Source organism: Mesorhizobium sp. EU05-FHT14A09 (assembly GCF_058790995.1).
Genome location: NZ_JBYTDF010000002.1, coordinates 687853 through 712011 on the forward strand (window position 1 = coordinate 687853; position 24159 = coordinate 712011).

Annotated in this window: 21 protein-coding genes; 1 reads left to right on the plus strand and 20 read right to left on the minus strand. The window is 61.8% G+C overall.

What is annotated here, in order from left to right:
* Positions 1-583 precede the first annotated feature (583 nt).
* From AC3WTO_RS10720 to AC3WTO_RS10740, 5 genes are all read right to left on the minus strand, one after another.
* Positions 584-1870 carry a lipoprotein-releasing ABC transporter permease subunit gene (locus AC3WTO_RS10720; protein ID WP_492460685.1) on the minus strand — a complete coding sequence of 429 codons (1287 nt, stop codon included), beginning with the start codon at positions 1868-1870 and terminating at the stop codon, positions 584-586.
* Between the two features lie 73 nt (positions 1871-1943).
* Entirely contained in the window at positions 1944-2624 is a 681-nt protein-coding gene (locus AC3WTO_RS10725) for an ABC transporter ATP-binding protein (protein ID WP_492460686.1), read from the minus strand.
* Entirely contained in the window at positions 2624-3910 is a 1287-nt protein-coding gene (locus tag AC3WTO_RS10730; protein ID WP_492460687.1) for a lipoprotein-releasing ABC transporter permease subunit, read from the minus strand. Before AC3WTO_RS10730 ends, AC3WTO_RS10725 begins: the two co-directional genes overlap by 1 nt.
* Complete coding sequence (gene proS, locus AC3WTO_RS10735) at positions 3907-5235, minus strand: proline--tRNA ligase (protein ID WP_492460688.1); 1329 nt, start codon at positions 5233-5235, stop codon at positions 3907-3909. The genes AC3WTO_RS10730 and proS overlap by 4 nt, the downstream gene beginning before the upstream one ends.
* Positions 5236-5933: 698 nt before the next feature.
* Complete coding sequence (locus tag AC3WTO_RS10740) at positions 5934-6899, minus strand: GlxA family transcriptional regulator (RefSeq protein ID WP_492460689.1); 966 nt, start codon at positions 6897-6899, stop codon at positions 5934-5936.
* Between the two features lie 165 nt (positions 6900-7064).
* Between AC3WTO_RS10740 and AC3WTO_RS10745 the strand changes: the two genes are divergently transcribed.
* Positions 7065-7748 (plus strand): DJ-1/PfpI family protein, encoded by a 684-nt coding sequence (locus AC3WTO_RS10745; protein ID WP_492460690.1) that lies wholly within the window; start codon positions 7065-7067, stop codon positions 7746-7748.
* A 4-nt stretch (positions 7749-7752) separates the two neighbouring features.
* Here AC3WTO_RS10745 and AC3WTO_RS10750 read toward each other — a convergent pair whose 3' ends face one another.
* From AC3WTO_RS10750 to AC3WTO_RS10820, 15 genes are all read right to left on the minus strand, one after another.
* The gene (locus AC3WTO_RS10750) at positions 7753-8046 is read right to left on the minus strand and encodes a DUF1467 family protein (protein ID WP_492460691.1); all 294 of its coding nucleotides are present in this window, start codon (positions 8044-8046) and stop codon (positions 7753-7755) included.
* Positions 8043-8447 (minus strand): methylmalonyl-CoA epimerase, encoded by a 405-nt coding sequence (gene mce / locus AC3WTO_RS10755; RefSeq protein WP_492460692.1) that lies wholly within the window; start codon positions 8445-8447, stop codon positions 8043-8045. Before mce ends, AC3WTO_RS10750 begins: the two co-directional genes overlap by 4 nt.
* Positions 8448-8516: 69 nt before the next feature.
* Positions 8517-10187: a ribonuclease J gene (locus tag AC3WTO_RS10760; RefSeq protein WP_492460693.1), complete on the minus strand. Its 1671-nt coding sequence runs from the start codon at positions 10185-10187 to the stop codon at positions 8517-8519.
* A 50-nt stretch (positions 10188-10237) separates the two neighbouring features.
* A complete protein-coding gene (locus AC3WTO_RS10765; RefSeq protein ID WP_492460694.1) occupies positions 10238-11062 on the minus strand; it encodes a biotin--[acetyl-CoA-carboxylase] ligase in 825 nt (274 codons plus the stop codon).
* Complete coding sequence (nuoN, locus tag AC3WTO_RS10770; RefSeq protein WP_492460695.1) at positions 11062-12498, minus strand: NADH-quinone oxidoreductase subunit NuoN; 1437 nt, start codon at positions 12496-12498, stop codon at positions 11062-11064. Before nuoN ends, AC3WTO_RS10765 begins: the two co-directional genes overlap by 1 nt.
* Positions 12499-12508: 10 nt before the next feature.
* Entirely contained in the window at positions 12509-14014 is a 1506-nt protein-coding gene (locus tag AC3WTO_RS10775; RefSeq protein ID WP_492460696.1) for an NADH-quinone oxidoreductase subunit M, read from the minus strand.
* Positions 14014-16005 (minus strand): NADH-quinone oxidoreductase subunit L, encoded by a 1992-nt coding sequence (nuoL, locus tag AC3WTO_RS10780; protein WP_492460697.1) that lies wholly within the window; start codon positions 16003-16005, stop codon positions 14014-14016. The genes AC3WTO_RS10775 and nuoL overlap by 1 nt, the downstream gene beginning before the upstream one ends.
* 11 nt (positions 16006-16016) lie before the next feature.
* Positions 16017-16325 (minus strand): NADH-quinone oxidoreductase subunit NuoK, encoded by a 309-nt coding sequence (gene nuoK, locus AC3WTO_RS10785; RefSeq protein ID WP_492460698.1) that lies wholly within the window; start codon positions 16323-16325, stop codon positions 16017-16019.
* Position 16326: 1 nt separating this feature from the next.
* On the minus strand, positions 16327-16947 hold the full coding sequence (locus tag AC3WTO_RS10790; RefSeq protein WP_492460700.1) for an NADH-quinone oxidoreductase subunit J: 621 nt from the start codon (positions 16945-16947) through the stop codon (positions 16327-16329).
* A 130-nt stretch (positions 16948-17077) separates the two neighbouring features.
* A complete protein-coding gene (nuoI, locus tag AC3WTO_RS10795; protein ID WP_492460866.1) occupies positions 17078-17569 on the minus strand; it encodes an NADH-quinone oxidoreductase subunit NuoI in 492 nt (163 codons plus the stop codon).
* Positions 17569-18612, minus strand: coding sequence for an NADH-quinone oxidoreductase subunit NuoH (gene nuoH / locus AC3WTO_RS10800; protein WP_492460701.1), 1044 nt, complete (start codon positions 18610-18612; stop codon positions 17569-17571). Before nuoH ends, nuoI begins: the two co-directional genes overlap by 1 nt.
* 3 nt (positions 18613-18615) lie before the next feature.
* Positions 18616-20694 (minus strand): NADH-quinone oxidoreductase subunit NuoG, encoded by a 2079-nt coding sequence (nuoG, locus tag AC3WTO_RS10805; RefSeq protein WP_492460702.1) that lies wholly within the window; start codon positions 20692-20694, stop codon positions 18616-18618.
* Positions 20695-20791: 97 nt separating this feature from the next.
* Positions 20792-21517, minus strand: coding sequence for a helix-hairpin-helix domain-containing protein (locus AC3WTO_RS10810; RefSeq protein WP_492460703.1), 726 nt, complete (start codon positions 21515-21517; stop codon positions 20792-20794).
* Between the two features lie 96 nt (positions 21518-21613).
* Positions 21614-22918, minus strand: a complete 1305-nt coding sequence (gene nuoF / locus AC3WTO_RS10815; RefSeq protein WP_054308106.1) for an NADH-quinone oxidoreductase subunit NuoF — start codon at positions 22916-22918, stop codon at positions 21614-21616.
* 10 nt (positions 22919-22928) lie between these two features.
* The gene (locus AC3WTO_RS10820) at positions 22929-24158 is read right to left on the minus strand and encodes an NADH-quinone oxidoreductase subunit E (protein ID WP_492460704.1); all 1230 of its coding nucleotides are present in this window, start codon (positions 24156-24158) and stop codon (positions 22929-22931) included.
* Between the last annotated feature and the right edge of the window lies 1 nt (position 24159).

Here is a 24159-nt window from a genome sequence, read left to right on the forward strand (position 1 = left end):
GAGACTACAATTTTCCCCCGCCCAGCCTCGCGCTCCTTGGAACTTTGCAAAACACAGGGCGCGTTGCGATCTTCGCAAGTGTGCGAGCGACACATCGCGCCGAGGCTTCATCGAGGCTGATTTGAAGAGTTGTCTCATGCCCATTCAGGGCCGGACTGTGCTTACGGCCGACCGCAGCGTCGGCCTTTATCCATTCTGCCACAGCCGCTGGCCGTGGCGTTTCCTCACATCGCGCCGATCCACATCGCCATCGAGACAAGGAAGGCGCTCATGCAGACAAGAGAGGCAACGTCCTGGATCAGATCGGTCATGGCTGGCTCCTGTTGTTAATATGTACGTAATTTGTTCTAACTTTGTTCTAAAGTCAACGGAACAAAACAGCACCGTCGGACGATTCCGGGTGGTGCCTGAACCCAGGGTTAAGGAAAGGTTGATGAGATCGGACGGGTGCCCGGTTATGCCGGGAATTCACAGGGCTCGACATGCCAGCCCCGATGAAAAGGCTGCAGACGCAGGACGCGAAAGACGCGCCGGCAGCCTTGGGGCGATACGACCTTGCCTTCGACCGACGTCAGCTCAGCGACTACTCGTACCTTAGCGCCTCGACGGGATCGAGCCGCGCCGCTCGCCAGGCAGGCAGCAGTGTCGCCAGGAACGAAAGCACAAGCGCCATGACGACGACGGAGAGCGTCTCGCCTGCTTCCATCTTGGCGGGCAACTGGTTGAGGAAATAGAGCTCGGGATTGAACAGGACGGTCCCTGACAGCCACGAGAAGAACTGACGGATGCGCTCGACATTGAAGCAGATGAGAACCCCGAGCAGCACGCCCGCAGCGGTGCCGGCCACGCCGATCGCGGAACCCGTCATCAGGAAGATGCGCAGGACAGCGCCACGCGTCGCGCCCATGGTGCGAAGGATGGCGATATCCTGCCCCTTGTCCTGCACCAGCATGATCAGACCGGAGATGATGTTGAGCGCCGCCACCAGCACGATCATCGTCACGATCATGAACATGACGTTGCGCTGGACCTGCAGCGCCGAGAAGAAGGTCTCGTTGCGTTGGCGCCAGTCGCTCAGGTAGACCTGCCGCTGCGCGGCCTCCTCCACCTTGGGCTTGATTGCTTCGACATCATCGGGACTGTCGAGATAAACCTCGAGGCTCTGCGCCTTGCCCTCCGAATTGAAGTACATCTGTGCCTCGGAGAACGGCATGTACACGATCGAGGCATCATATTGTGACATGCCGACCTCGAAGATCGCCGTCACTGGATAACCTTTTACGCGTGGCGTGGTGCCAAGCGGGCTGACATCGCCGTCAGGCGAGATCAGCGTGATGATGTCGCCCAGCGCCAGGCCGAGATTCTCGGCCATGCGGCGGCCGATGGCGACGCCGCCGGCGGTGTCGAACCCTGCGATCGAACCCTGCTTGATGTTGCTGGCCACCAGCGTGACCTTGTCGAGATCCTCGCCGCGAATGCCGCGCACGAGTGCCCCGCCGCCTGAGCCGACATTGCCCTTCGCCAACACCTGGCCTTCGACCAGCGGAATGGCATATTTGACGCCAGGCACGCCGGTGATGCGCTTGGCCAGTTCGGCATAATCCTCCAGCGGCAGATCCACCGGCGAGACGATGAGATGTCCGTTGGTGCCAAGGATGCGCGACAGCAGTTCCGCCCGGAACCCGTTCATCACCGCCATCACGACGATCAGCGTCGCCACGCCCAACATGATACCGATGAAAGAGATCGAGGCGATGACCGAAATCACCGTCTCCTGGCGCCGCGAACGCAGATAGCGCCACGCCACCATGCGCTCGAAACCCGAGAAAGGCCCAGCGCCCGCCCGCTTGGCTGCCGCCGTGTGGCTCATGCTGCTGCATCCAGGCGTTGGAGAGCAATCAGACGGATCGGGGCGATGCCATAGGAGCGCATGGAAACCTTCCTTACAGCGGCACAACCTTGCCTTCGGCCAGTGTCACACGCCGGTCCATGCGGGCGGCGAGCTCGTGGTTATGCGTGGCGATCATGGCGGCCAGCCCGGACTGCCTCACCAGCGCCTCGAGCGCGTCGAAGACATAAGATGCCGTTGCCGGGTCGAGATTGCCTGTCGGCTCGTCGGCCAGAAGCACCAAGGGAGCATTGGCCACGGCGCGTGCGATCGCGACGCGCTGCTGCTCGCCACCGGACAGTTCCGCCGGCCGATGCTGAGCACGCTTGCCGATCTGCATGTAGTCCAGCAACTGAGCCGCGCGCTTGGAAGCTTCAGGTTTCGACAGGCCACGGATCAGCTGCGGCATCATGATGTTTTCAAGCGCCGAGAATTCCGGCAGCAAGTGATGGAACTGGTAGACGAAGCCGATGTCGTTACGGCGGATCGCCGTGCGTTCGTCGTCCGACAGCCGTCCACAAGCCCTGCCAGACAGGATGACATCGCCACCGTCAGGCCGTTCGAGCAGGCCCGCGGTGTGCAGGAGCGTCGACTTGCCGGTACCGGACGGCGCCACCATCGCCACCATCTCGCCGCGGTGCAACGTGAAGTCGGCACCATTCAGGATGGTGAGCTTGCGTGGTCCCTGCACATAGTGCCGCTCGACGCTTTTCAGCTCCAACACGGGTTCGGCCATCACTCGTACCTCAGCGCTTCGACAGGATCGAGCCGTGCAGCCCGCCAGGCCGGGAACAGCGTTGCGATAAAGGAGAGGACCAGTGCCATGACAATGACCGAGAATGTCTCGCCGGCATCCATCTTGGCCGGCAACTGACTGAGGAAATAAAGCTCGGGGTTGAACAGGACGGTCCCTGACAGCCACGAGAAGAATTCACGGATGCGTTCGACGTTGAGGCAGATCAGGACGCCGAGCAGCACGCCGGCGACGGTGCCAACCACGCCGATGGCTGCACCAGTCATCAGGAAGATGCGCAGGACAGCGCCACGCGTCGCCCCCATGGTGCGCAGGATCGCAATGTCGTGTCCCTTGTCCTTCACCAACATGACAAGGCCGGAGATGATATTGAGCGCCGCCACCAGCACGATCAGTGTCAGGATCATGAACATGACGTTGCGTTCTACCTGCAGCGCCGAGAAGAAGGTCTGGTTACGCTGCCGCCAGTCGGTCAGATAGATTTGCCGCTGCGCCGCTTCCTCCACCTTTGGCTTGATCGCTTCGACATTGTCAGGGTTGTCGAGATAAACTTCGAGGCTCTGCGCCTTGCCCTCCGAGTTGAAGTACATCTGCGCTTCGGAGAACGGCATATAGACGATCGAGGTATCGTACTCCGACATCCCGACCTCGAAGATCGCCGTCACCGGATAGCCTTTCAGGCGCGGCGTCGTGCCGAGCGGACTGACATCGCCATCGGGCGAGATCAGGGTGATGGTGTCGCCCAGCACCAGGCCGAGATTCTCCGCCATGCGACGGCCGATGGCGACGCCGCCGGCGGTATCGAAACCAACGATCGAGCCCTGCTTGATGTTGTTGGCAACCAGCGTGATCTTGCCGAGATCTTCGCCACGGACGCCGCGCACCAGAGCGCCGCCACCGGAGCCGACATTGCCCTGAGCCAGCACCTGGCCTTCGACCAGCGGAATGGCATATTTGACGCCAGGCACGCCGTTGATGCGCTTGGCAAGCTCGGCATAGTCTTCCAGCGGCAGATCCACCGGCGTGACGATGAGATGTCCGTTGATGCCGAGGATGCGCGACAGCAGCTCCGCCCGGAAACCGTTCATCACCGCCATCACCACGATCAGCGTCGCAACGCCCAGCATGATGCCGAGGAAGGAGATCGAGGCGATGACCGAGATCACCGTCTCCTTGCGGCGGGAGCGCAGATAGCGCCAGGCCACCATGCGCTCGAAACCCGAAAAAGGTCCAGCGCCGGCCGGCTTGGCTGCCGCCGTCTGGCTCATGCAGCAACACCCAGGCGCTGGAGGGCAGTCGCCAGCGGCACGGTTTCGCGTTCGCCGCTCTTGCGGTTCTTGATCTCGACCTCGCCGGCGGCAACGCCGCGTGGCCCGACGATCACCTGCCAGGGCAGACCGATCAGGTCGGCGGTGGCGAACTTGCCGCCTGGCCGCTGGTCGGTATCGTCATAGAGCACATCCTTGCCGGCCGCCGTCAGCGTGGCATAGAGCTCGTCGCAAACGCGGTCGCAATCGGCGTCACCGGCCTTCATGTTGATGAGCGCGATGTCGAAGGGCGCGATGCTTTCCGGCCAGATGATGCCGGCATCGTCATGGCTCGCCTCGATGATGGCAGCGATCAGGCGCGTCGGGCCGATGCCGTAGGAACCCATCGAGACAAAATGTTCCTTGCCGTCGGGGCCTTGCACCTTGGCGCCCATCGGCTTCGAATACTTCTCGCCGAAATGGAATATGTGGCCGACTTCGATGCCGCGCGCGGAGAGACGCTCGCCATCGCCGATCTTGTCCCAGGCGGCTTCGTCATGCATCTCGTCGGTCGCCGCGTAAGGCGTCGTCCACTCCTGCACGATGCCGGCGATTTCGGCATCATTGTCATAGTTGATGTTTTCGCCCGGTACCGGCAGCGACAGGAAATCCTTGTGGCAATACACCTGGCTCTCGCCGGTCTCCGCCAGAATGATGAATTCGTGGGAAAGGTCGCCGCCGATCGGGCCGGTATCGGCGCGCATCGGGATCGCCTTCAGGCCCATGCGGGTAAAGGTGCGCAGATAGGACACGAACATCCGGTAGTAAGCAGCCTTGGCGCCCTCGTAGTTGAGGTCGAACGTATAGGCGTCCTTCATCAGGAATTCGCGGCCACGCATGACCCCGAAGCGCGGGCGCACTTCGTCACGGAACTTCCACTGGATGTGGTAGAGGTTGAGCGGCAGGTCCTTGTAAGACTTGACGTAGGAACGGAAGACTTCCGTCACCATCTCCTCGTTGGTCGGGCCGTAGAGCAACTCGCGGTCCTGGCGATCCTTGATCCGCAGCATCTCCTTGCCATAGGCGTCATAGCGGCCGCTCTCACGCCACAGCTCCGCCGACTGGATGGTGGGCATCAGGATTTCCAGAGCGCCGGCACGGTTCTGTTCTTCCCGGATGATGGCACAGACCTTGTCGAGCACGCGCTTGCCCAGTGGCAGCATCGTGAAGGAGCCCTGCCCCTGCTGGCGGATCATGCCGGCACGCAACATCAGGCGATGCGAGACGATCTCGGCCTCGCGGGGGTTCTCTTTCAGGATGGGCAGGAAGTAGCGCGACAAACGCATGGGCTGGTCCGTAAATGAGGAAGGCCGCGCCGGAATCGACGCATGGAAGGCTTCAATGCAAGGGCTTCATAGCCATTTCATGGCGGAATGGAAACCCGCGCGTCCGTGGCAAGTGCGCGCTGGTAATCGCTGTTCTTTCCTTAAGCAAGCCAAGCCGTTTTATTGTGCAATGCAGCACAGGAAAGTACGTTTAGACGTAAAATTTAACGTGACATTTTCATGCGCGCTGTTCTACTGTGACAACATAACCGAGAGGACGGGTTAAAGACCTGTTCTCCTGCGCGGTCAAAGTCTTGGGAGGATGCGATCTAGGCGCGGTAACTCGCAGCCGCCGGAAACGGAAAGCAGATCGGACGCGTTTAAATTGCAAGGCTTCGTGCCTTGCATTTTTTTTGTGCAATCAGCAGATTGCAGTTTTCCAGTAAGGTAGAACATCAAACACGATCAGGTCCGGCATCGTCCTTTTGGCGGTAAAATATCCTGCCTTTTCCTTCCTGTTTTACTCAGGTTCATCTACCCCAAAGCGAAACAAAACCACCCGCTCCGTCGCTCCTCCACATTGATCGGGACGCAGTCATACAACCGTCACGACGATGTCATTTTCACCGGTTTCAGCACTGCTGCGATAGCAGGCGCCGGTTCGAAACCATCGGCCGAGAATTTGATGCTGCGGCGCAGCATTCCACTTAGCCGAATATCTACCCGTGGAAACGCTCGCGATATGCATTCGGACCGATGCCAAGATTTCGCAGGAAGGCGCGGCGCATCGTTTCCGGCGAACCGAAACCGCATCGCCTGACGGTGCGAGCTACACTTGCTCCGTCCTCCAGGAATTGCCGCGCAGTCTCGAACCGGATCGTTTCAACCGCACGCGCAGGCGTATGTCCGGTGCGTTGGCGGTAGTGTCGCGAAAATGACCGCAGGCTCATGCCGGCCTGGTCGGCCAATGAGGCCAGCGACAGATCGCGATGGAGGTTGGCGGCAATCCAGCCATGCAGGCTTTCGAACATCTCGTCCGCCTCCTGGAATGCAAGCACCGAACTGAATTGCTTCTGGCCCCCGGGGCGCTTCAGGAAGACGACCAGTTGCCGCGCGACTGCCAGCGCCAGTCGATGCCCCTGGTCGTGTTCGACCATCGCCAGGGCCAGATCGATACCCGCCGTGATGCCGGCAGACGTCCAGACCGCATCATCGCGCACAAAAATGGGATCGCGCTCGAGCTCGACCGCCGGAAAGCGTGCGGCAAACTCGTCGCCGCGCTGCCAATGCGTGACAGCGCGGCGGCCATCGAGAAGCCCAGCTTCGGCAAGCAGAAAGGCACCGCTGCACACCGACGCGGTTCGTTTCGCCGATGCGGAACGCTGTTTGACCCAATCGACGAGCACAACGTCCCGCGCAGCATTGTTGACGCCATATCCCCCGGCGACAATCAAGGTCGCAGGATATGGGAATTGCAGCGACAAAGGCGCGGCCCGCAACGTTATGCCGGAGCTTGTGGTGACTTCCGCCGCCGCTGCCGTCACCACGATCTCATAAGGCTTGGGTGCCCCGGCAGGCATCAAGTCGTTCGCCGTCGCGAAAACCTGAGCCGGCCCTGTCACATCCAGGATCTGGGCGTTCGGGAAGGCCAGGATTTCCACACGATGGGCAACAAGATTTGGCATGAAACGAGCGATAATTGGCACACGCGCCAGTTTTCCCGAACTACGATCAAATCGTCAATACGAGCAGCCCGGAAAGCGTGTGGCGTTTCCGGTTGAGACAGCCGCAACCACGAGACGGTCCCGGTCCAGTCTCCCTGAAAACCATCGACCGCTCCAGGAGGACAAATGGCATTGCGCTTCGGGATTTTGTGCTTTCCACGGGTCCAGCAGCTCGACCTGACCGGCCCCTATGAAGTGTTCGCTTCCGCAAAGGACGCGGAGGTTCACCTCGTCTGGAAGGACCTGCAGCCCTTGCGTGCTACAACCGGGCTCTGGTTGAAACCGGATACGACATTCGCTGACGCTCCGGATTTCGACGTTCTCTGCGTTCCCGGCGGCTCAGGCGTCAATCCCCTGCTGACGGACGAGGAAACGCTCGCCTTCGTCCGCAGCAAGGCAGCCGCGGCACGGTTTGTGACATCGGTCTGCACCGGGGCCCTCGTTCTCGGCCGGGCCGGTCTCCTCTCGGGTCGGCGTGCGACGACGCACTGGAATGCAATGGACTTTCTTCCGGTTTTCGGCGCAATTCCAACCAAGGCGCGCGTCGTCAAAGACGGTGCGCTGATTACGGCAGGCGGCGTAACATCAGGTATCGACTTCGGGCTGACGGTCATCGCCGAACTCATCGGCCGAGAGGAAGCCGAGACGATCCAACTCTCGCTGGAATACGCCCCGGAACCACCTTTCGGTGCGGGCCTTCCCGAGAATTCGTCGGCATCGGTCGTCGCGGCCGCGCGCGCCAGCATGGCCAGATCACGCGCCGAACGGGAAGCACTGTTGTCCTGGAACCAACCGGGATCTCCCGGCTAAGCACTCAATCGAACTTGGGCAGGATCTGCGGAATGTCGTCGACGGTCCAGCCAAGCCCGATGGTCACGCCGTAATAGCCTCCCAGCACAATGAAGGCCCAGATCGACGTCCAGATGATGATGTAGAGAAATCTGGGTTTCTTCGGCGCGCTCGCCGTGGTTCCCAGCACGACCTCGTTCTCTTCGTCCTGCCGGCGGAAACTGAACGGCAAGATGGCGAACAATGTGATCCACCAGACCACGAAATAGACCGCGACCATCGAGATCCAGTCCCAGGTGGTGATGGTTCCCCCGGTCATGCCTGTTCCAGCTCCACCAGCGTGCCGGCGAAATCCTTCGGATGCAGGAACAGCACAGGCTTGCCATGCGCGCCGATTTTCGGGTTGCCATCACCCAGCACGCGTGCTCCGCCGGCCTTCAGCCGGTCGCGCGCTGCCAGGATGTCGTCGACCTCGTAGCAGACATGATGCATGCCACCGGATGGGTTCTTTTCCAGGAAGGCGGCAATGGGCGAATTCTCGCCAAGCGGTTCAAGCAGCTCGACCTTGGTGTTGCCAAGGTCAATGAACACCACCGTCACACCATGCTCAGGCAGCGCCTGTGGCTGCGTTGTCCTGGCACCCAGCGTGTCGCGATAAACGGCGCTGGCCGCAGCCAGATCCGGTACAGCAATTGCTACGTGGTTCAGTCGTCCCAGCATGGAAACTCCAAAGCAGCTGACATACAGCCATCAGTGTCGGATACCGCCTGCCAATTGCCTACTTTGTTTTCAGCGCGTCACAAACACCGTCACCAGCGGCTTCTTGCCCCAGGTCTCATTGGCGGCAGCCCGCACGGCACGGCGCACGGACTCCTGGACCAGGTCGAGGTCTTTCCGACGCTGGCGCGGAATGGAGTCGACCGCGCCGACAGCCGCGTCGAGCATGATGTCTTCCAGCAGCTCGCCAGCAGCGTCAGCCTCCGCAACCCCTATGGCAACGAGGTCGGGATCGCCGGCGAGTTCATACTTGTCGTCCAGCACGACATTGACCGCGACATGGCCGGCAAAGGAAAGCTTGCGCCGCTCGCGGATGCCCATCGCCTCGTCGGTGCCGACCAGCTTGCCGTCCTTGTAAACGCGGCCATACGGCACCTGATCGACAACTTCGGCTGCTCCAGGATAGAGCCGCAGCATGTCGCCGTCGCGCACCTGCGCCACCTGGCGGATTCCCGACATCGACATCAGCGAACCCTGAGCCACCAGATGCGCGGCCTCGCCATGCACCGGCACACCGATCTCAGGCCGCACCCATTCATACATACGCTTCAACTCGCTGCGGCGCGGATGGCCAGACACATGCACCAGCGCGTCGCCGTCCTCGATGATCTTCATGCCGAGGTCGATCAGGCGATTCTTGATCTCCAGGATCGCCTTCTCATTGCCGGGAATGGTGCGGGACGAGAAGATCACCGTGTCGCCGGCGGTCAGCCCAACCGACTTCATTTCGTCACGCGACAGCTTGGCGAGAGCCGCCAGCGGCTCACCCTGGCTGCCGGTGCAGATGATGACGAGGTTCTCGCGTGGGATGAAGCCATAGTCCTCCTCCCCGATGAACTCCGGAAGCCCGTCCATGTAGCCAAGTTCGCTGGAGACATCGATGACGCGCTTCAGCGAGCGGCCAAGCACCAGAACCTGACGGCCTGCATCGCGCGCAGCACGGGCGATCGCCACCACGCGCCCGACATTGGACGAGAAGGTGGAAATGGCGACACGCCCTTTCGCTTCTTCGATCAGCGTCTTCAGGCTTGCGCCCACTTCCTGCTCGGAAGGAGAATCCCCGTCCCGCAGCGCATTGGTGGAATCGCACACCAGCGCGAGCACACCCTTGTCGCCATAGGCACGGAAACGCGCTTCGTCGGTCTTCGGTCCGATCGACGGCGCCGGATCGATCTTCCAGTCGCCGGTGTGGATCACCGTGCCGACCGGCGTGGTGATCGCCAGCGACATCGGCTCGGGAATCGAATGCGCAACCGGGATCGCCTCGATCTCGAATGGACCCACGGTGAATTTCTCGCCAGCCCGGTAGATCGTCACCGGTATCTTCGGCGCATCCGCCTCCCCCTGGCGCTTGGCCTCCAGAAGACCGGCGCCGAATGGCGTCATCCATACCGGCACTTTGAGCTTCGGCCAGATGTCGTGTAGCGCGCCATAATGATCCTCATGCGCGTGTGTGATGACGATGCCGCGCAGGTTGGCGAGTTTGTCTTCGATGAAGCGAGTGTCCGGCAGGATCAGGTCGACACCTGGATGGGCAGGATCTGGAAAGGTGACGCCAACGTCGATGACGATCCACTCACGGTTGTTGGCCGGGCCAAAACCGTAGAGGGCGAAATTCATGCCGATTTCGCCGACACCGCCCAGCGGCACGAACACGAGTTCGGCGTTATCCGCTTTCGCCATCCAATTTCTCCTTTTCGCTCCAGCATGCGCGCAGGCCGCGCCGCGGAGTTCTATTGTGCTGAGGCTGAAGCCACCGCGCCAAAATGCACGTCACCGGCCGCAACCGTTATCATGCGTCCTCCACTTTCGCGGATCACAAAACGACAGTCCTCGTCAATGGTCTCGAATGTGCCGCGCACGACATCGCCGTCGATCCTGACGGCAACTTCACCGCCCAGCCCTGCAGCCCGCTCGAGCCAGCGCTGGCGTATCGCGTCAAGACCGCGTCCGTCGGCCCACAGTCCAGCGTTTTCGCTCCAGGCATCAGACAGTGCCAGGAACAGCGTCTCCGCATCGCAAGTCGCTCCCAGAGCTCTCAGCGATGTGGCCGGATAAGGCACCCCCTCGGGATGCGCGGCAACATTGACGCCGATACCGATCGCCACTGCAAACCGACCACCGTCCAGCAACGTCGATTCCAGCAGGATGCCGGAAAGCTTGGCGCCGGAAGCCAGAACATCGTTTGGCCACTTCAGTTCGAAACGGTTACGTCCGGCACTCGCACCGTCGAGCGCGACAGCGATACGCCCCTTGGGCACGACGGCATCAAGCGCATCGGCCAGCGCCAGCCCGGCGACGAAGCCGAGCGTAGCGGCGGTGCGCAGTTCACCTTCGACAACCAAAAGCAGCGTAGCGGCGAGATTGCCTTCGAGCGTCGCCCAGGCGCGGCCGCGTCGGCCGCGTCCGCTTTCCTGTTTCCTGGAAACAACCCAGAGCTTGCCGGGATCGCCAGCACGGGCGTGCTCCAGCGCCAGCGCATTTGTGGAGCCGACGCTGTCATGCGCTTCGAGGCGAAAGCCCTGGGAAGCCGCAGTCGGCGCCAGCGCAAATCCCATCAAAAGAACGTCTTCGCTGCGGCTTCAGCGTATGTGCTGATCGAGCCACCGATCAGCACATAGAACAGCACGAAGGCACCGGAAACGCCAAGCACCAGGCGCAGTTCGCCAGCCATCGGCTGGAAACCGCCGACGGGCTCATCGAACCACATCAGCTTGATGATGCGCAGGTAGTAGAACGCGCCCACCACCGAGGACAGAACGCCGATGATCGCCAGCGCATAGAGATTGGCGTTGATGGCGGCGAGGAACACGTACCACTTCCCCCAGAAGCCCGCGAGCGGCGGAATGCCGGCCAGCGAGAACATTAGGATGGTCAGGACGGTGGCCATGGCCGGATTGGTCGAAGAGAGGCCGGCCAGATCGCTGATCTTTTCGACATTCTCATTGTTGCGACGCATGGCGAGGATGAAGGCGAAGGTGCCGAGCGTCATCACCAGGTAGATCAGCATGTAAATGACAACGCCACGCACGCCGGCTTCGGAATTGGCGGCGAGACCGACCAGTGCATAGCCCATGTGGCCGATCGACGAATAGGCCATCAGGCGCTTGATGTTGGTCTGGCCGATGGCCGCGAAGGCACCAAGCGCCATCGACGCGATCGAAATGAAGACGATGATCTGCTGCCAGTCCTTGGCGATCGGCTCGAATGCCCCCATCGTCACGCGAACGATGAGCGCCATTGCAGCCATCTTCGGGGCAGCGGCCAGGAAGGCCGTGATCGGGGTCGGAGCGCCTTCATAGACGTCCGGCGTCCACATATGGAACGGAACCGCCGAAATCTTGAAGGCGAGACCGGCCAGCACGAAGACCAGGCCGAACACCAGGCCGAGCTGGCGCTCGCCCTGCCCCAGTGCCGAGGCAATGGCTTCAAAGGACACGTTGCCGGTATAGCCGTAAACCAGGCTGATGCCGTAGAGCAGCATGCCGGACGACAGCGCGCCGAGCACGAAATATTTCAGGCCAGCTTCGGTCGAGCGGACATTGTCGCGGTTGATGGCGGCGAGCACGTAGATCGCCAGCGACTGCAGCTCGAGACCGAGGTAGAGCGCGATCATGCCATTGGCCGAAATCATCAACATCATGCCGAGCGTGCACAGCAGGATCAGCACCGGATACTCGAACTTGTCGAAACGCTCGGCCTTGGCGAAGCGCACCGACATGATCAGCGTGACCGCCGAACCGACGAGCGACAGCAGCTTCATGAAGCGGGCGAACGCGTCCTGCACGAAGGCGCTGCCGAAGGCATTGCCCTCCCCCGAAACGAACAGCATCCAGCCGCCGGCGACGATCAGGATCGCAACCGCAAGCCCGGTGATGGCCCCGCTCGAGGCTTCGCGCGAATAGGCGCCGACCATCAGGAGGACCAGCGCGCCGATGGCGATGATCAGCTCCGGCGTGGTGAGCGAAAGGCTGGAGATAAGATCCGGGGTCATGATGCTCTACTCAGTGCGCCGCCGCGGTCTGCGCGGAGCCGATGGATGCGGTGACGTTGGTGACGAGTGACTTGACCGAGGCGGCCGTGGCGTCGAACACCGGCGCCGGATAGACGCCGAAGAAGATGACCAGGACGACCAGCGGGTAGATCACCACCTTTTCGCGGGCCGACAGGTCGAGCATGCCTTTCAGGCTGTCCTTGGTCAGCGCCCCGAAGATGACGCGGCGATAGAGCCACAACGCATAGGCGGCCGACAGGATGACGCCGGTGGCGGCAAAGAACGCCACCCATGTGTTGACCTTGAAGGCGCCGAGCATGGTCAGGAACTCGCCGACGAAACCGCTGGTGCCCGGCAGGCCGACATTGGCCATGGTGAAGATCAGGAACACCGTGGCGTATTTCGGCATGGTGTTGACCAGGCCGCCATAGGCCGCGATCTCGCGGGTGTGCAGGCGATCGTAGATGACGCCGACGCACAGGAACAGCGCGCCCGATACAAGGCCGTGGCTGAGCATCTGGAAGATCGCGCCCTGCACGCCCTCCTGGTTGATCGTGAAGATGCCCATGGTGACGAAGCCCATATGGGCGACCGACGAATAGGCGATCAGCTTCTTGATGTCTTCCTGCATCAGCGCCACCAGCGAGGTGTAGATGATGGCCACCACCGAAAGCGTGAACACCATCGGCGCGAAGAACTCGGAAGCCAGCGGGAACATCGGCAGCGAGAAACGCAGGAAGCCGTAACCGCCCATCTTCAGCAGAATACCGGCCAGGATGACCGAACCGGCTGTCGGCGCCTCGACGTGCGCGTCCGGCAACCAGGTGTGCACCGGCCACATCGGCATCTTCACCGCGAAAGACGCGAAGAAGGCCAGCCATAGCCATGTCTGCATGTTGGCCGGAAAGTTGTGCGTCAGCAGCGTCGGGATGTCGGTGGTGCCGGCCTGCCAGAACATCGCCATGATGGCCAGCAGCATCAGCACCGAGCCGAGCAGCGTGTAGAGGAAGAACTTGAACGAGGCGTAGACGCGCCGCTTACCGCCCCACACGCCGATGATGATGAACATCGGGATCAGGCCGGCCTCGAAGAAGACGTAGAAGAGCACGATGTCCAGCGCGCAGAACACGCCGATCATCAGCGTTTCCAGGATCAGGAACGCGATCATGTATTCCTTGACGCGCTTCTCCACCGAGCCCCACGAAGCCAGGACGCAGAGCGGCATCAGGAAGGTCGTCAGGATGACGAACAGCATCGAGATACCGTCGACACCCATGTGATAGGAGATGCCGCTATCCAGCCAGGACGTCTTCTCCACGAACTGGAAGCCGGGATTGGAATTGTCGAAGTAGATCCAGATCGGCAGCGACACCAGGAAGGTGATGATGGTCGTCCACAGGGCGATCGCACGCACGTTGCGGCGTCCTGCATCGCTGTCGTCGCGAATGAACAGGATCAGCAGCGCGCCGACCAGCGGCAGGAAGGTGACCGTGGAGAGAATTGGCCAGTCGGTCATCAGAGCATCATCCAGGTGACGAGTGCCGCCACGCCGATAAGCATGGCGAAGGCATAGTGATAGAGATAGCCGGTCTGCAGCTTGACCACGCGGTTGGTGACGTCGACCACGCGGGCCGAGACGCCATCAGGCCCGAGGCCGTCGATGACCACGCCATCGCCCTTCTTCCACAGGAAGTAGCCGAGGCGCTTGGCCGGCCGCACGAACAGGAAGTCATACAGCTCGTCGAAGTACCACTTGTTGAGCAGGAAGGCGTAAAGCCCCCGATGGCGCTGGGCCAGCGTCACCGGAATCTGGGGCGAGGAAATGTAGAATTTCCACGAAACCAGGAAGCCAACCACCATCGCCACGAAAGGCGCCAGCTTCACCCACGTCGGCACGCCATGCATGTCATGCAGGATGTGGTTGTCCGGCAGCGTGAACAGCGAGCCTTTCCAGAATTCGGCATAGGCTTCGCCGATGAAGTAGTCATGGAACAGGAAGCCCGCGGCGATCGCGCCGACCGCCAGGATGAACAGCGGAATCAGCATCACCGGCGGCGATTCATGCACATGATGCATCACGTCATGGCTGGCGCGCGGCTTGCCATGGAAGGTCATGAAGATCAGTCGCCAGGAATAGAACGAGGTGAAGCAGGCCGCGATGACCAGCAGCGTGAAAGCGAAGATCGCAACCGAGTTGTGGCCGACGAACGCGCTTTCGATGATGGCGTCCTTCGAGAAGAAGCCGGCGGTACCGATAACCGTCGCCGGGATGCCGACGCCGGTCAGCGCCAGCGTGCCGATCACCATCATCCAGTAGGTGGTGGGGATCAGCTTGCGGATGCCGCCCATGTTGCGCATGTCCTGCTCGTCCGACATCGCATGGATGACCGAGCCCGAGCCCAGGAACAGCAGCGCCTTGAAGAAGGCGTGCGTGAACAGGTGGAAGATCGCCGCGCCATAGGCGCCGACGCCGAGCGCCACGAACATGTAGCCGAGCTGCGAGCAGGTCGAATAAGCGATCACGCGCTTGATGTCGTTCTGGACCAGACCGACCGTCGCCGCGAAGAAGGCCGTGATGGCGCCGATGAAGGTCACCACGGTGAGCGCCGTATGCGACAGCTCGAACAGCGGCGAAAGGCGCGCCAGCATGAACACGCCGGCGGTGACCATGGTCGCGGCATGGATCAGCGCCGAAACCGGCGTCGGGCCTTCCATGGCGTCCGGCAGCCAGGTGTGCAGCGGCACCTGTGCCGACTTGCCCATGGCACCCATGAACAGGAGCAGGCAGACGACCGTGAGCGCGGCACCCTTGTCCAGTGCATAGCCGAGGAAGGTCAGAACGGTCTCACCATGCGCGGTCGCGGCGGCGGCAGCATCATGGCCGGCCGGCGCGAACGAAGCCGCATTGGCGAAGATCGTCGACAGGTTGACCGAGCCGAACAGCATGTAGACGCCGAAGATGCCCAGCGCGAAGCCAAAGTCGCCGACGCGGTTGACGACGAACGCCTTGATGGCGGCAGCGTTTGCGGACGGTTTCTTGTACCAGAAGCCGATCAGCAGATAGGACGCCAGACCGACGCCTTCCCAGCCGAAGAACATCTGGATCAGGTTGTCCGACGTCACCAGCATCAGCATGGCGAAGGTGAACAGCGACAGATAGGCGAAGAAACGCGGCCGGTTCGGATCGTGGTGCATGTAGCCGATCGAGTAAATGTGCACCAAGGCGGACACGGTGTTGACCACCACCAGCATGACCGCGGTCAGCGTATCGATGCGCAGCGCCCAGGAGGCGTCGACCGCACCGGACTGGATCCAGCGCAAGACGGGCACGGTGAAGGCTTCGCCCGACCCCAGCGCGACCGTAAAGAAGGCCACCCAGGACAAAACTGCCGAGATCACCAGGAAACCCGAAGTGATGTATTCCGATGCCTTGGCGCCCAGCGAATTGCCGAACAGCCCGACGATCAGGAAGCCGATGAGAGGGAGAAAGACGATTGCCTGATACATGATAGCTTCGCTCAACCCTTCATCATGTTCACGTCTTCAACCGCGATCGAACCGCGGTTGCGGAAGAAGACGACCAGGATGGCAAGACCGATCGCCGCCTCAGCCGCCGCCACCGTCAGCACGAACAGCGCGAAGATCTGGCCAACGAGATCGCCCAGCGCCGCCGAGAAGGCGACGAAATTGATGTTCACCGCGAGCAGGATCAATTCCACCGACATCAGGATGACGATGACGTTCTTGCGGTTCAGAAAGATGCCGAACACGCCGAGCGTGAACAGGATCGCCGAAAGCGTGAGGTAATGTCCGATGCCGACGGTCATCTCAGATGCCCTTCCCCGTCTCGACTTTCTTGATTTCGATGGCCGTTGCCGGCGTGCGGCCGACCTGCTCGGCGATCGACTGGCGCTTGACGCCCGGCTTGTGGCGCAGTGTCAGCACGATCGCGCCGATCATGGCCACCAGAAGCACCAAGCCGGCGATCTGGAAGTAATAGAGGTAGTCCGTATAGAGGATGTCGCCGAGCGCCGCCGTATTGGTGCGGGTGGCGAGGTCAGGCGTCTTTTGCGCCACTGTCGTTGCGAGCTGCGGAGCGAAGGTATAGCCGCCAAGCACGACGATCAGTTCGGCTGCCAGGATCAGCCCCACCAGCGCGCCGATCGGCGCATATTGCAAAGCGCCGCTCTTCAGTTCCGCAAAGTCGACATCCAGCATCATGACGACGAACAGGAACAGCACCATGACCGCGCCGACATAGACGACGAGCAGGATCATTGCCAGGAATTCGGCACCCGTGAGCAAAAACAACCCGGCCGCATTGAAGAAGGTCAGGATGAGGAAGAGCACCGAATGCACGGGATTGCGTGACGAAATGACCATGAAGGCCGACGCCACAGCGATAAAGGCGAAGAGGTAGAAAAAAGCCGCCTCTAGTCCGTTCAACATTGGGGTTCCCCCGGGTTCCTGTTGGGCCTGGCTGACGCCCTGCCCCATTCAGTTCGGTTTCGCTCCGCCTCCGGTCGCGAAACCGCGTTGTCCTTAGACGAGCCGTTGCGGCACGTCCACTTGTCAAAACTCACCGGTACGGCGCGTCCAGAGAGATGTTGCGCGCAATCTCGCGCTCCCACCGATCGCCGTTGGCCAGCAGCTTTTCCTTGTCGTAGTAGAGTTCTTCGCGCGTCTCCGTCGCGAACTCGAAATTCGGCCCCTCGACGATCGCGTCCACCGGGCAGGCTTCCTGGCAGAAGCCGCAATAGATGCACTTCACCATGTCGATGTCGTAGCGAACGGTACGGCGGGTACCGTCGTTGCGGCGCGGACCAGCCTCGATGGTGATGGCCTGAGCTGGGCAGATCGCCTCGCACAGCTTGCAGGCGATGCAGCGTTCCTCACCGTTGGGATAACGGCGCAGCGCGTGTTCACCGCGGAAGCGAGGGCTGAGCGGCCCCTTCTCGTACGGATAGTTGATCGTCTCCTTCGGTGCCACGAACTGGCGCATCGACAGGAAAAACGCCCCGACGAAGTCCTTCAGCAGCAACGCCTTGGCGGCTTGAGCGAGAGCACCCATCATGCCCATCCCGTAATCTTGAGGAATGCCGCGGTTGCGACGACCATGAACAGCGAGATCGGCAGGAACACCTTCCAGCCCAGCCGCATCAGCTGGTCATAGCGGTAACGCGGCACGAATGCCTTCACTATGGAGAAGAAGAAGAACATCAGGCAGACCTTGAGGATGAACCAGATCACGCCTGGCACCCAGGTGAAGGGTGCGAAGTCGAACGGCGGCAGCCACCCGCCAAGGAACAGGATTGTGGCGAGTGCGCACATCAGCACGATCGCCACATATTCCCCGAGGAAGAACAGCAGGAACGGCGTCGACGAATATTCGACCATGTGACCGGCGACGAGCTCGGATTCAGCCTCGACCAGATCAAAAGGCGGCCTGTTCGTCTCGGCCAAGGCCGAGATGAAGAAGATGACGAACATCGGGAACAGGCTGAGCCAGTGCCAGTCGAGGAAGGTATTGGGCATGCCGAGCTTGGTGCCGAGACCGTCCTGCTGCGACAGCACGATATCGCTAAGGTTCAGCGAACCCACGCAGAGCAGCACGGTGACGATGACGAAGCCGATCGACACTTCATAAGACACCATCTGCGCCGCCGAGCGCAGTGCGCCAAGGAACGGATATTTCGAATTCGAGGCCCAGCCGCCCATGATCACGCCATAGACCTCCAGCGAGGAGATGGCGAAGACGTAGAGGATGCCGACATTGATGTTGGCAATCGCCCAGCCGGCGTTGACCGGGATGACGGCCCAGGCCGAAATCGCCAGAACGGCCGAAACCAGTGGGGCGAGCAGGAACACACCCTTGTTGGCGCCGGACGGAATGACCGGCTCCTTGAACACGAATTTGAGCAGGTCGGCGAAGGACTGCAGCAGTCCCCATGGGCCAACCACGTTCGGACCACGCCGCAACTGGACAGCCGCCCAGACCTTGCGGTCGGCATAGAGCAGGAAAGCGATGATGACGAGCAGCGGCACGATCAGTGCCAGCGACTTCAGCAGGATGATCAGCGCTGGCAGCACGTAGAAGGAGAAGAAGCTGTCCATGGTTTATTCCGCTGCCTGCCTGAAGCCGTTCTTTGCGAGCGCCGAGCATTCGGCCATCACTGCGGAAGAGCGTGCGATCGGGTTCGTCAAATAGAAATCCGTCACAGCCGACGTGAAGGCTGCCTTGGTGAGGCGCCCACCGAGCTTCGCAGCCTTGGCGACATCACCGGCGTCGCCAGCAGCGATCTGGTCGATGCGGGCAAGATGCGGATGTTCGCCATAGAGCTTCTGTCGCAGTTGCGCCAGCGAGTCGAAAGGCAGCTTCTTGCCGAGCACATCCGACAGCGCGCGCAGGATCGCCCAATCTTCGCGGGCGTCGCCAGGCGCGAAACCGGCGCGATTCGTCTGCTGCACGCGGCCTTCGGTGTTGACGTAGGTGCCCGACTTTTCCGTGTAGGCTGCGGCCGGCAGGATGACGTCGGCGCGGTGTGCACCGGCATCACCATGGGTGCCGATATAGACGACAAAGCCGGAGGCCTTGCTCATGTCGAGTTCGTCAGCGCCGAGCAGGAACAGCACGTCGCTGTCGCTCAGGATGCCGGCTGTGTCCTTGCCGCCCTCGCCCGGCACGAAGCCGATATCGAGGCCGCCGACACGGGCTGCCGCGGTATGCAGAACCGCGAAACCGTTCCAGCCGTCCTTCACCGCGCCGACCGCCTGGGCAAGCTTGGCGACCTGGCCGAGCACGGCAGCACCATCCGAACGCGACAACGCGCCCTGGCCGACGATGATCAGCGGATGTTCAGCCTTCTTCAGCGTCTGGAAGAACTTGCCATTGCCTTCGGCGAGATCCTTCAGTGTATCGGGGCCGGCGCCGAGCGCCTCGTAGTCGTAACGGGTGTCGCCGACCTCGCCGATAACGGCGACCGGCAGATTGCCGGCGCGCCAGCGCTTGCGGATGCGGGCATTGAGAACCGAAGCCTCGAAGCGAGGGTTGGCGCCGACGATCAACACGGCGTCAGCCTGTTCGATGCCTTCGATGGTTGGGTTGAAGATGTAGCTGGCGCGACCGAGCGATGGATCGAGCGCGGTGCCGTCCTGGCGGCAGTCGATGCTGGCGGAGCCGAGCAACTGAGCCAGCAGCTTAAGCGCATACATTTCCTCGACGGCAGCGAGATCGCCGGCGATGGCGCCGATCTTCTCAGGCGCAGCCTTGGCAACGGCGCCCTTCACGGCGTCGAAGGCTTCCGCCCAAGTCGCCGGAGCCAGCTTGCCGTTCTTGCGAACATAAGGCCGATCGAGGCGCTGTGTACGCAGGCCGTCCCAGATGTAGCGGGTCTTGTCGGAGATCCACTCTTCGTTCACCGCTTCGTTGACGCGCGGCAAAATACGCATGACTTCGCGGCCCCGGCTGTCGACGCGGATCGCCGAGCCGACCGCGTCCATGACGTCGATCGATTCCGTCTTGGTCAGCTCCCACGGACGCGCCGTGAAGGCGAAGGGCTTAGAGGTCAGTGCACCGACGGGGCACAGGTCGACGACGTTACCCTGCAGCTCCGAGGTCATCGCCTGTTCGAGATAGGTGGTGATCTCGGCATCCTCGCCGCGACCGATCAGGCCGAGTTCGGAAATGCCGGCAACTTCCGTCGTGAAGCGGACGCAACGCGTGCAGTGGATGCAGCGGTTCATCACCGTCTTCACCAGCGGGCCGATATATTTGTCCTCGACCGCACGCTTGTTCTCGTGGAAGCGCGAGGAATCGACACCGAAGGCCATCGCCTGGTCCTGCAGGTCGCACTCCCCGCCCTGATCGCAGATCGGGCAATCGAGCGGATGGTTGATGAGCAGGAACTCCATCACGCCTTCGCGCGCCTTCTTGACCATAGGCGAATTGGTCAGCATTTCCGGTGGCTCGCCGTTCGGGCCAGGGCGCAGGTCGCGCACGCCCATGGCGCAGGAAGCCTGCGGCTTGGGCGGCCCGCCCTTCACTTCGACCAGGCACATGCGGCAGTTGCCGGCGATCGACAGCCGCTCATGGAAGCAGAAACGCGGCACTTCCGCGCCCGCCGCTTCCGCTGCCTGCAGCAGCGTGTAGTGGTCGGGTACCTCGATCTCTTTCCCGTCGACCTTGAGCTTTGCCATCAATTGCTCCTGGCGGCCTGAGCCGCTTCGTATGCGTTGCGAACGGCGAGCATGTCGCGCGTGTCGTGGACCTGCATCGCCGTCGCCTTTCCTTCGCTCAGTTGCCCGTATTGGCGACCAGGGTCGCCGCTTGTTTCAACCAGCCATCGCGTTCGACGCGGCCCTTGAAACCGAGATAGTCATCCACCCACGCAACCTCGGCGGGAGTCCACGCCGCGATCTGCGCGTAGCTCCAGATGCCCAGGTCGTTGAGAACCTTCTCAAGCTTCGGACCGACACCGGTGATCGCCTTGAGATCATCCGGAGCCGCAGGCTTCTCGATGGTGGCCGGCTTGCTGAAGTCTTCCGGCATCAGCTCAGCCACTGCGGCCGGAGTGACAGGCTCTTCAACCACGATGGCCTTTGTGGCCTGAACTTCTTCAATCGCATCGACAACCGGTTCCGCTACCTTCCCGGCAACGGACTGCGCCTCGGCGATAAGCTTGCTGGTGGTCGCACGCGCGCGCGCCGCCGGAGCCTTGGCGGCCGCGGTTTTGTCCTGATCGGCGAAGCTCGCCGCAGCACCCGGGAAATCGTCCAGCACCGGCTGCATCAGACGTTGCGACATCTCGGCTGCGCCGGTCAGCGCGCCGACCCAGACACCAAAGGCGTGGCTGGCCAGACCGAAGCCAAGCGCGGAAAACGCGACGGCTCCGGCGACCGGATGCGCGAACAGGTTGACGGCGTTGGCCATCTCCTGCGGCATCATCCTGGTCAGATCCTGGGTCATCTTCTCGAATTCGTTCCTGTCAGGCACTGCGTCGGGTATGGGAAACATCGACATTGGCTCGCTCCTAAGCCGTTTCGTTCCTGATGCCCTGCTTTCAGCCGTTTCCTTCAAGACCGGGTTCGCCCCGGTCTCCGTTTCTTGCGTTGTTCCTTACTCGGCCGCCACCAGCACCGGCTCGGCACGGTGTGCGTTGCGGGTAAACTCGTCGATGCGGCGCTCGATCTCCGGGCGGAAATTGCGGATCAGCCCCTGGATCGGCCATGCCGCAGCATCGCCCAGCGCGCAGATCGTGTGACCCTCGATCTGCTTCGTGACATCGAGCAGCATGTCGATCTCGCGCTTCTGCGCTTCGCCCCGGACCAGCCGCTCCATCACGCGCCACATCCAGCCGGTGCCTTCACGGCATGGCGTGCACTGGCCGCAGCTCTCGTGCTTGAAGAAGTAGGCAAGCCTGGCGATCGCCTTCACGATATCCGTCGACTTGTCCATGACGATGACAGCAGCGGTGCCAAAGGAGGATTTCAGCTCGCGCATGCCGTCGAAATCCATCGGCGCATCGAGAATGTCCGGTCCTTTGATGACCGGGCATGAAGCGCCGCCCGGGATGACCGCGAGCAGATTGTCCCACCCGCCGCGCACACCGCCGCCATGCTTCTCGACAAGCTCGCGGAAAGTGATGCCCATGGCCTCTTCGACCGTGCAGGGCGTGTTGACGTGACCGACCAGCATGAACAGCTTGGTGCCGACATTGTTCGGGCGGCCGATCGAGGAGAACCATGCCGCGCCGCGGCGCAGGATGGTCGGCGCGACGGCGATCGACTCAACGTTGTTGACCGTGGTCGGGCAGCCATAAAGGCCGACATTGGCCGGGAATGGCGGCTTCAAGCGCGGCTGGCCCTTCTTGCCTTCCAGGCTTTCCAGCAGCGCGGTCTCTTCGCCGCAGATATAAGCGCCTGCGCCATGATGGACATAGACGTCGAAATCATAGCCGTTCTTGTTGCCCTTGCCGATCAGCTTGGCTTCGTAGGCCTCGTCGATTGCGCGCTGCAGCGCCTCGCGTTCACGGATGAACTCGCCGCGCACATAGATGTAGGCTGCAACGGCGCCCATGGCGAAGCCAGCAAGCAGGCACCCCTCGACCAGCGTGTGAGGATCGTGGCGCAGGATATCGCGATCCTTGCAGGTTCCCGGCTCGGATTCGTCGGCGTTGACGACGAGATAACTCGGACGGCCATCGCTTTGCTTGGGCATGAACGACCATTTGAGGCCGGTCGGGAAGCCAGCGCCGCCACGACCACGCAGGCCGGACGCCTTCATCTCGTTGATGATCCAGTCGCGGCCCTTGTCGATGATAGCCTTGGTGCCATCCCACTGCCCGCGCGCCATGGCGCCTTGCAGCGACTGGTCGAAACGGCCGTAGATATTGGTGAAGATGCGGTCTTTGTCCTGAAGCATTTTTCGTCCCTCAGACCGGTTTCTTGCCGAACACGCGGATGTATTCCTCGACGCCACCCTTGGCGAGCGCCTTGGCCTGCTTCACCCAGTCCTCGCGCTCGATGCGGCCGTGGAAGGAAAGATAGCCATCGACCCATTCGCGCTCGGCCTTCTTCCACGATGCCACCTGGGCATAGGTAAAGATCCCGAGTTCATGCAGCGTCTTTGCGATCTTGGGACCGACACCGGAGATCAGCTCGAGATCGTCGACCGCGGCCGGCTTCGCGATGCCCTTCGGGCGGTTCTTGTCCTCGAGCGAAGGCTTGGCAGGTGCGGCTTCCTTCTTGGCAGGCTTGGCCGGCGCTGTCTTCGCCGCAGTTGCGGTCCCTGCCTTGGCCGCCACTGGCTTGGCTTCGACCTTGGCCTTCGGCGCCTTGACGCTCGCAGCCTTTTCGGCTGCCGGCGCGACCTTGACCTTGGATGGCGTCTTCACAGCAGGGCTGGTCTCGATGGCATCCGTCTTCGGCTTGGCGGCATTGGACGGTGCCACAGCGGCGGCTTTCGCCGGCTCGGCCGCAACAGCAGGTGCTTCCTTGGCGGTGCGTGCGGCCGCCTTGGTCGCCTTGTCGCGCGTGGTCTTGAGGATCGCCTTCTCGTCGGCCAGTGCGATGAAACCGCTGGCGGGCGCCGAGAAATAACGGCCGTTCTGAGGGCCGACCGGCACCGAATGCCCCTTGCCCGCTTCGAACTCGTCGATGATCTCTGCGAGCCGCTCCGGCGTCAGGTCCTCATAGGTGTCCTTGAAGATCATGACCATCGGTGCGTTCACGCAGGCGCCGAGACACTCGACCTCTTCCCACGACAGCGTGCCGTCCGCATTGGTGTGGAACTGGTCGTGATGAATCTTCGAGCGACAGACATCCATCAGCTCTTCGGAGCCGCGCAGCATGCAGGGCGTTGTGCCGCACACCTGGATGTGAGCGCGGGTACCGACCGGCTTCAGCTGATACTGTGTATAGAAAGTCGCGACTTCCAGCCCGCGGATATAGGGCATGCCCAGCATTTCGCAGATCGACTCGATCGCCGCCTTGGTGACCCAGCCTTCCTGCTCCTGCGCCAGCATCAGGAGCGGGATGATGGCCGATTGTTCGCGGCCCTTCGGGTACTTTGCGATCCACTTCCTGGCCGACGCCGTATTCGCCTTGTTGAAGGCGAAGGAAGCTGGCTGGACGCTTGCATCTGCGAGACGACGGACTGACATG